At 53.1% G+C, this 13,931-nt stretch carries 13 protein-coding genes; 11 read left to right on the top strand and 2 right to left on the bottom strand.

From position 1 onward, the window contains the following. Window positions 1-11: 11 nt before the first annotated feature. The 6 genes from DL346_RS12125 (at window position 12) to DL346_RS12100 (ending at window position 6,020) form a co-directional block, all read left to right on the top strand. The gene (locus DL346_RS12125; RefSeq protein ID WP_420849555.1) at window positions 12-1,007 is read left to right on the top strand and encodes a glycoside hydrolase family 113; all 996 of its coding nucleotides are present in this window, start codon (window positions 12-14) and stop codon (window positions 1,005-1,007) included. Between the two features lie 216 nt (window positions 1,008-1,223). Beyond that, entirely contained in the window at window positions 1,224-1,892 is a 669-nt protein-coding gene (locus tag DL346_RS12120; protein WP_112882378.1) for a response regulator transcription factor, read from the top strand. A 5-nt stretch (window positions 1,893-1,897) separates the two neighbouring features. Beyond that, on the top strand, window positions 1,898-3,334 hold the full coding sequence (locus tag DL346_RS29475; RefSeq protein ID WP_240633142.1) for a sensor histidine kinase: 1,437 nt from the start codon (window positions 1,898-1,900) through the stop codon (window positions 3,332-3,334). Between the two features lie 91 nt (window positions 3,335-3,425). Next, window positions 3,426-4,268 carry a hypothetical protein gene (locus DL346_RS12110; protein WP_133257528.1) on the top strand — a complete coding sequence of 281 codons (843 nt, stop codon included), beginning with the start codon at window positions 3,426-3,428 and terminating at the stop codon, window positions 4,266-4,268. A gap of 136 nt (window positions 4,269-4,404) precedes the next feature. Next, window positions 4,405-5,307: a hypothetical protein gene (locus DL346_RS12105; RefSeq protein WP_112882376.1), complete on the top strand. Its 903-nt coding sequence runs from the start codon at window positions 4,405-4,407 to the stop codon at window positions 5,305-5,307. A gap of 26 nt (window positions 5,308-5,333) precedes the next feature. Then, window positions 5,334-6,020 carry a VOC family protein gene (locus DL346_RS12100; protein WP_112882375.1) on the top strand — a complete coding sequence of 229 codons (687 nt, stop codon included), beginning with the start codon at window positions 5,334-5,336 and terminating at the stop codon, window positions 6,018-6,020. 455 nt (window positions 6,021-6,475) lie between these two features. On the opposite strand, the gene DL346_RS29055 is transcribed toward DL346_RS12100, so the two are convergent. Then, a complete protein-coding gene (locus tag DL346_RS29055; protein ID WP_165822493.1) occupies window positions 6,476-6,628 on the bottom strand; it encodes a hypothetical protein in 153 nt (50 codons plus the stop codon). A 192-nt stretch (window positions 6,629-6,820) separates the two neighbouring features. Between DL346_RS29055 and DL346_RS12095 the strand changes: the two genes are divergently transcribed. Then, window positions 6,821-7,552, top strand: coding sequence for a Crp/Fnr family transcriptional regulator (locus tag DL346_RS12095; protein ID WP_240633141.1), 732 nt, complete (start codon window positions 6,821-6,823; stop codon window positions 7,550-7,552). A gap of 8 nt (window positions 7,553-7,560) precedes the next feature. On the opposite strand, the gene thrC is transcribed toward DL346_RS12095, so the two are convergent. After that, window positions 7,561-8,808: a threonine synthase gene (gene thrC / locus DL346_RS12090; RefSeq protein WP_112882374.1), complete on the bottom strand. Its 1,248-nt coding sequence runs from the start codon at window positions 8,806-8,808 to the stop codon at window positions 7,561-7,563. A 168-nt stretch (window positions 8,809-8,976) separates the two neighbouring features. Between thrC and DL346_RS12085 the strand changes: the two genes are divergently transcribed. The 4 genes from DL346_RS12085 to DL346_RS12070 all read left to right on the top strand — a co-directional run bounded on the left by DL346_RS12085 (window position 8,977) and on the right by DL346_RS12070 (window position 13,808). Next, window positions 8,977-9,864 (top strand): LysR family transcriptional regulator, encoded by an 888-nt coding sequence (locus DL346_RS12085; protein WP_112882373.1) that lies wholly within the window; start codon window positions 8,977-8,979, stop codon window positions 9,862-9,864. A 247-nt stretch (window positions 9,865-10,111) separates the two neighbouring features. Beyond that, window positions 10,112-10,774: an FMN-dependent NADH-azoreductase gene (locus DL346_RS12080; RefSeq protein WP_112882372.1), complete on the top strand. Its 663-nt coding sequence runs from the start codon at window positions 10,112-10,114 to the stop codon at window positions 10,772-10,774. 179 nt (window positions 10,775-10,953) lie between these two features. Next, entirely contained in the window at window positions 10,954-13,350 is a 2,397-nt protein-coding gene (gene helD / locus DL346_RS12075; RefSeq protein WP_112882371.1) for an RNA polymerase recycling motor HelD, read from the top strand. 20 nt (window positions 13,351-13,370) lie between these two features. Then, complete coding sequence (locus DL346_RS12070; RefSeq protein ID WP_112882370.1) at window positions 13,371-13,808, top strand: GNAT family N-acetyltransferase; 438 nt, start codon at window positions 13,371-13,373, stop codon at window positions 13,806-13,808. The last annotated feature ends 123 nt before the right edge of the window (window positions 13,809-13,931 follow it).

Genomic DNA, 13,931 nt, shown 5'->3' with positions numbered 1-13,931 from the left:
AGAGGGACGCGTTGACTACCGATTTATTCATTAAAGGGATGACGTATGGATGGAACAGTTCACGAGGCTCATATCGGCAGCCCTACGCTATGGATTCTCTCCGTAAGCTAAGCGCCACCGGCAGCGAATGGATCGCATTATCCTTTTATACGATGCAAAATAACGTGTACTCGACGGAAATCCCCTTCGATTACGGTCGAACGATGACCGACCGGGATATTGAGCATGCCGTCAAAGAGGCCAAGGCATTGGGCTTGAAAGTATGCTTGAAGCCTGTAGTCAACTCCAAGGACGGCATTTGGCGGGCGCATATCGGGTTCCCGGAGGAATCGGGAGCGGAGCCTTACTGGGACGAGTGGTTCAGCTCGTACGGCAACTTCTTGAGCCATTACGCCGAGCTGGCCCAAGAGCTGGGCTGCGAGATGTTCTGTATCGGCTGCGAAATGGTCAAGACGGAAGCCAAGCATGAGCATTGGGTGCGATTGATCGAACGGATCCGCGGCATTTACGACGGTCCGATCGTCTATAACGCCAACCATGGCTCGGAAGAACGGATCAAGTGGTTCGACCATGTGGATCTGATCGGAACGAGCGCCTATTATCCGGTAGGGAAGGAGCCCGGAGCCAGCGAGGAAGATATGATTGCCAACTGGCTGCCCGTACGCGAGAAAATGGCTGCGCTGCATGCCAAGTTCGGCAAGCCGGTGATCTTCATGGAGATCGGCTGCCGAAGCGCGCTTGGCTGCGCAACGATGCCATGGGATTTCACGCATACCGAACTGCCGGTCAGCGAAGACGAGCAGGCGAACTTCTACGGCTCGGTCTTGAAAGTGTTCTGGGATGAGCCCTGGTTTGCCGGCTTCTTCTGGTGGGATTGGAGCGTGAAGCTCTACGATGAGCAAGAGGCGCAGGCGAATGCCGGATTCGATATTTACGGCAAGAAGGCGGAACGGGTATTGAAGGAATGGTATGCGAAGTCCGCGAGACAGGGCCTGATCGAAGCTTGACGACGACAGACAGATAATAGAAGTGAAACGAGAGCATACAAAATCGTATGGCTCTCGTTTTCATTTTAGTTGCAAGTCGAATTCGCTCATCGGTACAATAGAGGAAAATGATGGCAGAGAGGCGGACTCGAATCGCCGTTCATATTGCGTTCACAGTTCGGCCTTATAGTGGTTTCATGCTGCACGACTATTCCTTTACGACCGGAGATGATCCCCATGACCAAACTGCTGATCGTGGATGACGATCCCTATATTCGCGAGCTTGTTTCGCTGCTTCTAGCCAGGGAGGGCTTCGAAATCGCGGAAGCCGCCGACGGGCGGGAGGCGCTCGCCATGCTGGAGAACACGCAGGTACAGCTTGCCATTATCGATGTAATGATGCCGAATATGGACGGATGGGAGCTGTGCAGGGAGCTTCGCGAGTCGGCGGAGCTGCCTGTGCTCATGCTGACTGCCAAAGGCGAGACGAGCCAGAAGCTGAAAGGCTTCGAGCTTGGCGCAGACGATTACCTCGTCAAGCCGTTCGAGCCGCTCGAGCTTGTTGCACGGGTGAAGGCGCTGCTGAAGCGTTACAAAATCGCGACCTCCAAGACGGTGACGGCCGGCGGGGTCACGTTGAACCGGTCTACCTTCGCCGTGACGATGGGCGACGAGGCGATGACGCTGCCGCTGAAGGAATTCGAGCTGCTGTTCAAGCTAGCCAGTTATCCGGGCAAAACCTTCTCGCGGGAGCAGCTGATCGAGCAGCTTTGGGGCTACGATTACGAGGGCGATGAGCGAACTGTCGATGTTCATATTAAGCGGCTGCGGGAGAAGTTTCCCGAAGAGCTGAGCCGGTTCCGCATTCAAACGATCCGCGGCCTCGGCTATCGGCTGGAGGTTTGAACGGCATGGCGAAATGGAAACGGGCGCTGCTCGGACTTGCGGGCATCCTGCTCATGAATGCTGCGATTTATACGTGCTATACGGTTGCGTTTACGATCGTGTCCTATACGAAAGAGCGACGGGGCCATTCCGCGGCTACATCCGCGCTGATTCATGATGCGGATTTGATTGCGGGAACGCTGTCGGACCGGAAGCAAGCGGAGTCGTGGACGGATGCGCTGCAGCCGCTTGCCCGCGATCAAGGCTATCGCTTCCTTGTTGTCGATTCGAATGGGCTTGAGCGGCGGATCGGGGATTGGGCGCAGTTAACCGGGACGACGGTGACGAAGAAGCAGACCGACGATGTCCTTGGCGGCAGGACGGTCGAAGACGTCTATCGTCCGCATTTTTTTGCGAAAGGGGAAGCTCTGGCCGGCATTCCCGTCGATATCGGCGGCGTGAGGTATGCCTTGTTCACGGAGCGTGAAGTGCCGAGCTTGTATCGGGGCTTCGGGCAGCAGCTTTTTACGGTATTTCTCGGTTTCCTGCTGTTGTTTGCCGTATTGTTTGTCATTGGCCGGCCATGGAAGCAGCGGGAAGGGATCAATCTTTACATTTCGGCCATCCGCCGGATGTCGAAGGGCGATTTCTCCGTCAGCATCGAGAAGCCGCAGCGGATGCACGGCGATTTCGAGAAGCTTGCCGTCAGCCTCAATGATATGGCGGCTGAGTTAAGTCAAATGGAGCAAATGCGGCAAGCGTTCATCTCGAATGTGTCGCACGAGATACAGTCGCCGCTTACTTCCATTCGCGGATTTGCGCGCGTGCTCCAGCAGGACGGCTTAGAGGAAGAGAACCGCCGGCACTATGCCGGTATCATCGAAACCGAGAGCGTTCGGCTGTCGAGACTGAGCGATAATTTACTGAAGCTGACAACCCTGGAATCGGAGAAGCAGCCGCTGCGAGTGAAGACCTTCCGCCTCGATCAGCAGCTGCGTGCCACGATACTGGCCTGCGAGCCGCAGTGGACGGAGAAGCGGCTGCAGATGGACGTTAATCTCGAGGAAGAGCTGTCAACGAACGGAGACGAAGAGCTGTTGTCCCAAGTGTGGATGAACTTGCTGTCAAACAGCATCAAGTTCACGCCGGATGGCGGCACGATTCATGTAGCGGCATTCAGGACGGGCGGAGGCGAAAGCGTTCGGATTTCCGATACGGGCGCGGGCATTTCGGAAGCGGATCTGCCGCATATTTTCGAACGGTTCTTCAAAGCAGATAAGGCCCGCAACCGCATGGCTGGCGGCAGCGGTCTCGGCCTGTCCATCGCGAAGCGCATCGTTGAGCTGCACGGCGGCACGATAGCGGCAAGCAGCGAGCTCGGCGCCGGAACGGCCTTTACTGTCACGCTGCCTGGCGCCGCCGGAAGGCCGGGGAATTCAGGACGACATGAAACGAGGGCATAGAGCTCTCGTTTTAATATTTCTGCCATGAGTCTGTTTCCATTCTCGAATGGCGAAAATAGAATTTATCTCCATTCGGAAAGGGTCCTATCCTGTGTCGCCGAACTCCATTCCTTATCTCATCCTTGTCGCGCTTTGTGCGATTGCCTTGTTGATCTTATTGATCCATAAACGCGCGGCATGGCCGTTGATCCTGCTGCTTTCCTTCTCGGGCATGATCTATGTGTTTGAATTTTTTATTTTCATTTTGCACGATTGTTACCGGTATTCACCTCACCTTGTCGGCATCTCTTATTACGACAACGCGTTGGGAGCTGTCTGTTCCAATTTGCTCGCAGTGCCGGTCGCTGCCGCTTACATCGCCGTCTACCGATTGAACTGGCGGTGGATCGTCTGTCTGGCGCTTGCTTTTGGCGGAATAGAATGGTCGTTTCTACAACTGGGGGTTTACGAGCATTATTGGTGGAAAACAGCGTATACGATCCTATTGCTGCTTGTTTTCTTCCGGTTCTCTCGACAATGGCCGATCTGGCTGTCCGGACGCTATCGGGCGATCGAAATCATTACGCTTCTGATGTTTGCGTGGAGCGTCCTGGGAACGCTCGTCTATGCGCTAGCCTTAACCGGCGTTCGCATCTTCCATATCGGGTATTTTGAAGATCCTTACCATGACGATATCTTTTTTTCCGCTATAGATGCTTTCTTCAAAGCGATCGCGCTTACCGTAGGCGTAACGGTGACGCGTCAGCCTTGGGGCAAAGCGGGTTCACTGCTCGTCATATTTTTGACGCATGTCGTTCTGATGAGGCTAGGGATATTAAAGATCATGATACCGTTATGGCAATATTGGCTCATCTATGCGCCTTGCTGCATTGCCGTGCTATGGCTGGTTGCTGCGAGCGATCGCAAGCTGGATCGATTCAGAGCGGAACATTAAATAAAGCAGATTGAAGCAACCGCCCTGAGTAAGGGTGGTTTTTTATTGGGGTCGAACTTTTAGCTATTGCCTATTCCGAACTTTATATACTATTATGTATATAAAGTCGAATGTAATTTATGGGAGGGGGATTTGGATGCATACGTGGGATGACTATTTGGCGTTAGGGATTGTCGGCATGGCTCGCGGCGGCAAGCTGTCATGGTTCAACGGACATTTTGGCGCCGCGCTTCTCGCCGGCTACTACATGCTCAAGGAAAACGAGCTTTCGACGCATGTCCAAGCAGGCATAGAGCGTACCTGCAATGCCTACATCGAGCGGTATTCGGAATGGTTCGCCCCCATTGAAAGCGAGCAAGCGATCCCGGAATTGCTTGCGCGTTTCATCGCCGGTTTGAAGGCGAATACGGAGAAGCTGCGAAGCTCCGGACATGGGCTCGCATTAGGGGTGCTGGCTTTGAAGGCGCTGAACGATCGTCCGGATTTAGTTACGCCATCCGTGATCGAAGGTTTGAGCCAGATGCTGGAGCGTACCTTGCAGGATCGGCCGAACCGTTACTGGGAAATCGACGATTATCTGGGGCTTACAGAGGAAGATGCTCATGATATTCCGGTCTATTCAAGCGCTGCTGATATGGTGGATCAGTCGTTTGCGGAGCTGGCTTCCGTTTTCCCGGATCAAGTGATCGACGGTCAAACTTATTTCTTGGCAGGTGAGCAAGAGCATGGGATTACCCACGCGCATGCGCTCTTGGAGCTGGAACGATTGGGTTACGGCGAGCTGACCAAGGCGGGGATGCGCAATCATCGGCTGCAAATGCAGTTGAACCGGGCGGTACCGGACCTGGCAAAACCAAATGAAGTGATGAGTCCGAAATTCACCGGCATTCTATCGGAGGACTATTGGTCGAACACGTATAAGGACCCGCATGCGATAAAGGTTCCGTACGCTTCACTGGCGCTCTTGAAACGGCTGCCTCAGCACGAGCGGGAGACCGCCGAGTATAATGTGTGCAAATTATTAACCCTAATGGGCTAGTCAGTATTGCACGGGGAGTGATCTATTTGCGAATACAGCGTTTAAGGCTGCTCACGAAAGAGTTGGAAAAACTGCAGGCGTTTTATACTCGAATTCTTGAACTTCCTTTACTTGAAAGTTCAAAAGATGCATTTACTGTATCTGTAGGGGCATCCTGCTTAACTTTTGAGCTGACAGAACATGCCGATGAAGTCCCTTTTTATCATTTTGCCTTTGACATACCGGAAAACAAAATGGATGAAGCCATCATTTGGTTACGTTCTAAAGCAGTAGCGTTGAATCTTCTCCCTAATCATTCCTACAAAGCTTACTTCCATACATGGGATGCTACATCCATCTACTTTGATGACCCTGCCGGCAACATTGTTGAGTTTATAGCCAGACATTCCTTGAACAACGAAATCGATATATCTTTTACGAGCTCAACCTTTGTAAATATTAGTGAAATTGGGCTAGTTGTAAATGACGTAACCCGCACTAAGACTTTAATGAAGAACAATCTTGGACTAGATGGTTATAAAGATAGCGATCCTTCTTTTGCCGCTGTCGGAGACGAGGATGGGTTATTGATAGTATCCGCACCCAAGAGAGTTTGGCTTGGATCGGAGAAGAAAGCAGCGGTTTTCAGGACAGAAGTTACGATTGAGGGAACGGACAAAGGGACAGGGACAATCGATCTTGATCCTTACCCTTACAAAATCATTGTTAACTAGCAGAAAGTTAACGGAACATTCCTCAAAAAAAACCGCCCTTATATAGGGCGGTCGGAGTATAGTCTAACGGACATGTATGTCCGTTAAACGTTTAAAAATCGAATAAACCTAACCTAACGGTCACGAATGTCCGTTAGATTCGAAAAACTTGATTTTTACGAACAAATATAGCTCTAACGGACATTTATGTCCGTTATAAATTGAACTTGATCATTTTAGGACTCTAACGGACATTCATGTCCGTTAAAACCTACACGTTCGCTCTCTCTCAAGAGAATAGACAGCCCATATGGTCAGCGTGTGCGCGGCAGCATGAGAGAGCTCGTAAATTCTAACGGATGCTCCAGCGCTTATTTGCACAATAATAGCCTTACTTAGAAATCTAAAGGTTGCCAGAGGCGTTACTTGCCCCGAATCGATTGATCCTAATTATTTTTACGACAGCCTGACCGCCCTTATACAGGGCGGTTTTCTTCGTCGGACTTAGGTTCCTCCCCGTCCGTCTGCTGCTCTTGTTCCTTATACACGACTTTGCAATCATCGCATATCCAATTTTTTCCGACTTCGCCATGCCCGTTCATTTTACCGCACTCCGTGCACGTTATCATGCCGATCGGCTCCCCTCGAATATAATGAACAACGAGACTCTTACAGAAGATGATACAAGGTTTACGCAACCTTTCGCTGTGATGATTATCACAGAACAGGAAATTTTCACCCAATCCAGCGTTTCCCCGATTGGAGGAATCACCGGCATCGCTTATGATAGATGTAGGTCAGTGGAGGGGGAAGAGTATCGCATGGCAGGCAAACGATCGGTGAATAACGCAGTAAAAGGTATGACTATCGAGCAAGAGCCGTTATTCTCCGCTCAAAATTTTGCGCGTCTCCAAAGCATCATGCAAATGAAAGCCGTGAAAGCCGGTCACAATCTCTTTGGAGAAGGCGATGCTGCCGATAAATTGTACTATATCAAACAAGGTCAGGTACGCATCACGAAAGCGGCCGATAATGGGCGGATATTAACGCTTTATCAACATGTGCGAGGAGATATGTTCGGGCAAATCGATCCGTTCCGAGATTCTGTCCATGCGTTTAACGCTGTCGTCATGGAGGAAGGCGAAATCGGGATCATGAAGCAGAAGGACCTTGAAGAGCTCTTGATGCAGCACGGTGATTTGGCTATTGAGTTTATGAAGTGGATGGGGCTCATGCACCGGATGACTCAAATGAAGCTCCGCGATCTGATGATGTTCGGGAAATCAGGGGCGCTATGCTCGCTTCTCATTCGACTTAGCAATACCTACGGCGAACACCGTGACGGCAGCTTGTTTCTCCCTTTAAATATGACGCATTCCGAAATGGCGGATATGGTCGGGACGACCCGGGAAAGCGTGAACAGAATGCTAAACGAAATGAAAAAAGAGGGCATCATCGCTATTCAGGACGGATACATCCTTATTCATAATCTCGATTATTTGCGGGAACGTTGTCACTGCGAGTGCTGTCCCCAAGAAATTTGCAGGATGTAGCAGAAAGGCTATAGTCGGATCAGGCGAGGCGGATTGCGCAGCTCGGGCGCATTCCACTTACCCTCCAGATGAAATTCGCGAAGCGCGTCCGTATCCTTCAGCATGCTGCCGGTCAGAATACAAGCCGCCGTTTCGTCACGCGCGACGACGCCTTCGCGCACCAGTTTGCGGAGTCCGGCGACGGCCGCAGCGGATGCGGGCTCGCAGCCGACGCCGCTGCGGTCGATGCACGCTTTCGCCTCCATAATCTCCGCATCGCTGACGGCGACCGTGACGCCGTTTGTCAGCTCAAGCATCCGAAGCGCCTTTAGCCAGCTTGGCGGATTGCCGATATTGAGCGCGGAGGCGCGCGTGGATGGCTTAGGCTCCGGCACTAGCCGCTTCGATGCGCCTGCAGCCATTCGGTGAAACGGACTGGCGCCTTCGGCCTGCACGACGGCTACCCGCGGCAGCTTGTCAATGAATCCGATCGTGTACAAGTCGCTCAATCCTTGCCCGAGCGCCGAGGCATTGCTAAGCGCTCCGCCCGGCAGTACGATCCAGTCCGGCAATTGCCAGGCCAGGTCTTGGGCGAGCTCATAGATCAAACTCTTTTGCCCCTCGATCCTTAAAGGATTCACCGAATTGCATACATAATAGCCCTGCTCTTCAGCTTGCGCCTGCAGCCAACGGATGCCGTCATCATAGGTTCCGTCAAAGGCGAGGACCTGCGCGCCATAACCAACGGTCTGAAGCACTTTGTTCGGCGATACCTCGCTGCTTGGCACAAGCGCGATCGACTGCATGCCCATGACTGCCGCATACATCGACAGAGAGGAAGAGGTATTGCCGGTAGAGGTACAGGCGAATGAATCGTAGCCGAGCCAGCGCCCATGAGACACGGCTGCTGCCATCCCGTTATCCTTGAAGGACCCGCTCGGGTTCTCGCTCTGCGCCTTTAAGTGAAGCCTGCGGATGCCGCCGGCAAATTCCCGAACCGCATCCGGCTCATACAGCCCCGTATTTCCTTCGTTTCTCGTCACCGCTTCGCGATCCGGCAATTCCGGCGCAATGAGCTCCTTATACCGCCATACTCCGCTTGCATGAAGACAGTGCCGCATGCCTCGCCGTTCATCGAACACCCGTTTAAGCCGCTCCGCATCCACATGCCTAAAATCATGCACAATCCGCAGCAAGCCTCCGCAAGCGCATTGGTAGCGCATTGGCCTTTGATCTACGCTCATTTCCGCCCCGCATGCCACACATTCCGCTTTCATCGTCTCTGCATCTCCCTTTACCTGTTCTTTAATGTTTGTTCGCTTGTGGTAATGCTTTATACTTCATACAATAAATTGAAATAATCAATAATTCTATTACAATGATTTTCGCTTCTCATAACTTGTAATTATGATAGTTGTGCCGATAGAGGAGGTTTAACCCCAACAATGAATCTATACGGACTGATCGTCTTTCATCATGTCGCCGCATCTGGCAGCATAACGCGGGCAGCCGAAATCCTCCGGATCAGTCAGCCTGCCGTGACCGCGCATGTGCGAAATATGGCTAATGAGCTAGGATTGACGCTGCTGGCGCCTAAAGGCAGAGGAATTTTGCTGACTGAAGCGGGCGAGCGGCTGGCTGCGCATGCGGCCAAGCTGTTTGCCTTGCAAAACGAAATCACCCGCGACATCGAGCAATATCGGGCCGGAGAAGCAGGAGAGCTTCGCATCGCCGCGACCTCCCTGCCTGCGAACTTTCTGCTGCTGGAGCAGCTTGTTTCCTTTCGCGGCGTTTGCCCGGCCGTTCAAGTCAGCTTGCGAACATTGAACGCCAACGACGCGCTCGAAGCGCTGCTTCATTATGAAGCGGATCTGGCGGTTATCGGGGGCGGCGGCGAACCGCGTGCCGGACTGAACCGGACGCTTCTGCTCGAGGACGAGCTATGGTTCGTTTCGTCCGTGGAGCATCGATACGCCGGGCGGCATATTCCGTTCTCGGCGCTCATGCAAGAGCCCTTCATCATGCGCGAATCGGGTAGTGCGGCAAGAGAGCGGCTGCTATCGCTATGCCGCGTGAATGGCACGAACGTGCCGGAAGCAGCCTTGCAGGTAAGCGGCGTTCATGAATCGATCCATGCGGTTGCCGCAGGTCTTGGCATCGCCTTCGTTTCTGCTTTGGAGGCGAACAAAGCGGTTTCCAGAGGTGAGCTTGCCAGAGTATGGGCGGAAGGAGCCGACCTGCGAAATCCGATCGTGCTCTATACGAGGGAGGGCGAGTCGCTGCCGCCGGCTGCGCAGCATTTTATCGATGTTATGATGGCTAAAGCGGGGTAACATAAGTTGTGAGCGCTCTCAGCGCTAAAAAGGAAGAGTTTCGTGTTCAGCGTTATGTACCGCACAACGATATTGAATAACAAACGCTCTGCCTTGAGCCGGGCATGAACATGCACAGTACATATTGACATTGTCTCCAATAAGTCTTCCTGCCATGCGACGATCGGCCGTACATCGGTTAGCCTGTGCCGGTACACCCTAAACAGCGTGTCCGTCAATCTAACGAAGAGGCAGGGATCGTTACGCAATGGCAAAGGTTCTTTACATTACCGCTCATCCGCATGACCATCAGACTTCGTATAGCTTAGCTGTCGGCAAAGCATTCATCGATTCCTACCGTGAGTCGCATCCGCAGGATGAAATCGTTCATTTGGACTTGTACAACATTCCCATTCCCCATATCGATGCCGACGTGTTCAGCGGCTGGGGCAAGCTGCGGAGCGGAGGCGATTTCAGCCAGCTGTCCGCAGAAGAGCAGCAGAAGGTAACCCGGCTGGGCGAGCTGGTGGATCAGTTCGTTGAAGCGGACAAGTATGTATTCGCAACGCCGATGTGGAACTTCTCGTATCCGCCAATCATGAAAGCTTATATCGATGCGATTTGCGTCGCGGGCAAAACCTTTAAGTATACCGCGCAAGGTCCGGTCGGTTTGCTGCCGAACAAATCGGCTATTCACATTCAAGCGCGAGGCGGCGTGTATTCCGAAGGTCCTGCGGCCGAGATGGAATGCGGCCACCGGCACTTGACGGCGATTATGAGCTTCTTCGGCATTACCGATTTCAAAGGCATTTTCGTCGAAGGCATGAATGCGATGCCCGATCAAGCGGAGTCCATTAAAGCGAAGGCGATCGAGGAAGCGCAGAAAGAAGCCAAGGTGTTTGGCAACGCGATGGTCGAAACAAGAGCCTAATCGAAAACAGAACTCCCTTTACCGGCACGATTGCCCGTGAAGGGAGTTCTTCTATACATAAAAAAAGAGGCGCTCGACGGCGTCCCGAGAATATGTATATACGGTGGATTCGCTAGATGTTTTGGTTTCGGAGTGCCGCCGAAGGATTCATCTTATTTATTGGAGAGGATGGGTTTAGGTTGAATCTTGACCATAAATTGGAGCAGGACCGGGTCGACATGGTTGTCAAGCAAATCAATACGCGCATCGATGCGCTTTCTCAGCAAACCGCTGAAACCAGAGACGAAATGGTCGATATCCGCAAAAACTTCTGGGACGAAGTAACCGTGAACTTCGAGGATTCGGTCGAAATGGCCGAAACCTATGCAAGCTTGAAGCAGCAAGCGGAGATTTTGTCCGAGCGTGAGCGGACGCACTTGCAAGCCGCCCGGCAATTGAAGACGTTGAAGAAGTTGAAATCGTCTCCCTATTTCGGAAGGATCGACTTCCAGGAGGAAGGCGCGCCGGTCGACCGCGTTTATTTGGGCATCGCATCGCTGCGGGATTCCTCCGATGAGCGTTATCTGATCTACGATTGGCGTGCGCCGATTGCGAGCCTTTATTACGATTACCCGCCCGGCCCGGCGAAGGTACAGACGCCGATGGGGACGATCAGCGGGGAGCTGAAGCTGAAGCGCCAGTTCGTTATCCGGGACGGCCATATCCGGAGTCTGTTCGATACGGGCGTCACGATTGGCGACGAGCTTCTTCAGGAAGTGCTAGGCAGACAGTCCGACGCTGCCATGAAAAGCATCGTCGGCACGATCCAGCGCGAGCAAAACCGCATTATCCGCGATGAACGGAGCCGTCTGCTCCTTGTCCAAGGAGCGGCGGGAAGCGGCAAAACATCCGCGGCGCTGCAGCGCGTCGCGTATTTGCTTTACCGGTTTCGCGGCATTTTAAGCGCGGACCAAATCGTGCTGTTCTCGCCGAACCCGATGTTCAACAGCTATGTATCGACCGTACTTCCTGAGCTTGGCGAAGAAAATATGCAGCAGACGACGTTTCAGGAGTACCTGGCCATCCGGCTGGGCAAGTCGTTCAAGCTCGAAAACCCGTACGTACAGCTGGAATATGCCCTAACGGCCGAGAATGAGCCCGGATACGAAGCACGCATGGCGGGCATCCGCTACAAAGCAACGACGGATTTCGTAACGCTGATCGACCGGCACTTAAGCGTGCTCGGCAAAGAAGGGATGAAATTCCGGGATATCGCTTACCGGGATGATGTATTCGTTTCGGCTGCGCAAATTCAAGCATTTTTCTACGCGCTTGACGGCTCCATTTCGGTACCGAACCGGCTCCGTCTCACTGCGGAATGGCTGCTTAGCCTCTTGAAGGAGCGTCAGAAGTCGGCTCTGGGGGAAGCTTGGGTCGACGAAGCCGTCGAGCTGCTGGATAAAGAGACGTATCTGAAGGCGTATCAAAGCATACGGCGCCAAAACCGCAAGAGTCGGGAAGATTTTTTCGACGATTTCGATCGGGAGCGGGAGCTTCTGGGGCAGTACGTCGTGCAGGAGCAGTTTAAGCCGATCCGCGCCCGCGTGAGAAAGCTTGCGTTTGTCGATTTACGGGCTGCATACATGAAGCTGTTCCGTGATCCGTCGGTTGCGGCTGGTTTAGCCGCTTCAATCGGAAAGCCATTGCCTGTGGAATGGGAGGACATTTGCAAACAAACCTCCGAGCGCCTCGGCAATCGCTTGATGGCCTATGAGGACGCCACGCCGTTTCTTTATTTGATCGAGCGAATTCGCGGCTTTCAAACGAATACATCGGTCCGGCATGTGCTGATCGATGAAGCGCAAGATTATACCGCCTTCCAGTTCGCGTATTTGAAAAGGCTCTTCCCATTCAGCCGCGTGACAGCGCTTGGCGATTTGAATCAATCCATTAATGCGCACACGGCGGCCGACGAGAGCACCGGCTTTACGGCATTGGCGGCTCTGTACCCGCCCGAGGAGACAGAGACGGTCGTGCTCAAACAGAGCTATCGCTCGACGCGCCCGATCGTGGAATTTACAAGCCGGCTTATTCCCGGCGGGAAAGACATTCAACCCTTCAATCGCGATGGATCACGGCCATCCTTAACGGCCGCGGCAGACGAAGCAGCGTTAAACGTATCGATACGGGACCGTCTCAAGCTGCTGCAGGCTAAAGGGAACCGCACGATTGCCGTCATTTGCAATACCGCCGCGCAAAGCGCAGCGGCACACGAGGCCCTTCGCGGCGATTTGAAGCTTAGGCTGATCGAGAAAGAAACGGCCTCCTTCGAGCCAGGCATCGTCGTCATACCGTCCTATCTTGCCAAAGGGGTGGAGTTTGATGCGGTTCTGGTGTATGATGCTTCTGCAGGTTCTTCCGGCTACGGTAAGGAGAGCGAGCGCCGGCTGTTTTACACCGTATGCACCCGTGCCATGCACGAGCTGCATCTATTCGCCGCGGGAGAGAAGCTGAGTCCTTTTCTTATCGGCGAAGCAGAAGCCTTCTACGACGTACAAGGCACGCAGTATAACGCCCCGCCCGCTCGTACATTATAGAAGTGAAAGAGGTATTATTCGTGGACTATATCCGTGCGACAACAAATGATCTATTGGAAGAAGCGATTGCAGTTCGGTTTGAAGTATTCGTGGATGAGCAGAAGGTGCCAGCGGAGCTGGAGCGCGATGAATATGACGATTCTCCGGAAGCATGCCGCCATTTCGTCGTGAAGGATAACGGCAAGGCCGTTGGAGCCGGTAGATGGAAGGAATATGAGCCTGGCGTGGCAAAGCTGCAGCGTATCGCCGTATTGCAGCCGTACCGCGGCCTAGGCGTCGGCAAGAAGCTGATCGAAGCCATGGAGCAGGATGCGCGCGAGCTCGGCTATGCGGCTGCCGTATTGGGCGCGCAATGTACTGCAGAGGGCTTCTATAAGAAGCTGGGCTATGAGACAGAATCTTCGGAGCCGTTCCTTGATGCGAATATCCCGCATGTCAATATGCGAAAAACGCTGTAATCGATTGAATTGTACTAACAGGCACCCGAGCTGCTGCCGGTTCACGTGCAGGCGGCACTTAACGGGTGTCTTTTTTCTATGCATAGGTACATGGGAAGTGTTGCATCCTGCAAAACGGGTATG

The organism is Paenibacillus montanisoli, from assembly GCF_003268025.1.
In the GTDB taxonomy this organism is placed as follows: domain Bacteria; phylum Bacillota; class Bacilli; order Paenibacillales; family Paenibacillaceae; genus Paenibacillus_Z; species Paenibacillus_Z montanisoli.
The sequence above is the reverse complement of the archived record's forward strand: the minus strand, read 5'-3'. Positions and strand labels throughout refer to the sequence as shown.

What these genes read in the sequence shown, in the direction of transcription:
- DL346_RS12120 (WP_112882378.1), top strand. Translation starts at nt 1,224, where the DNA reads ATGACCAAACTGCTGATCGTGGATGACGATCCCTATATTCGCGAGCTT.
- DL346_RS29475 (WP_240633142.1), top strand. Translation starts at nt 1,898, where the DNA reads ATGGCGAAATGGAAACGGGCGCTGCTCGGACTTGCGGGCATCCTGCTC.
- DL346_RS12105 (WP_112882376.1), top strand. Translation starts at nt 4,405, where the DNA reads ATGCATACGTGGGATGACTATTTGGCGTTAGGGATTGTCGGCATGGCT.
- DL346_RS29055 (WP_165822493.1), bottom strand. Translation starts at nt 6,628, where the DNA reads ATGATAACGTGCACGGAGTGCGGTAAAATGAACGGGCATGGCGAAGTC.
- DL346_RS12095 (WP_240633141.1), top strand. Translation starts at nt 6,821, where the DNA reads ATGGCAGGCAAACGATCGGTGAATAACGCAGTAAAAGGTATGACTATC.
- thrC (WP_112882374.1), bottom strand. Translation starts at nt 8,808, where the DNA reads ATGAAAGCGGAATGTGTGGCATGCGGGGCGGAAATGAGCGTAGATCAA.
- DL346_RS12085 (WP_112882373.1), top strand. Translation starts at nt 8,977, where the DNA reads ATGAATCTATACGGACTGATCGTCTTTCATCATGTCGCCGCATCTGGC.
- DL346_RS12080 (WP_112882372.1), top strand. Translation starts at nt 10,112, where the DNA reads ATGGCAAAGGTTCTTTACATTACCGCTCATCCGCATGACCATCAGACT.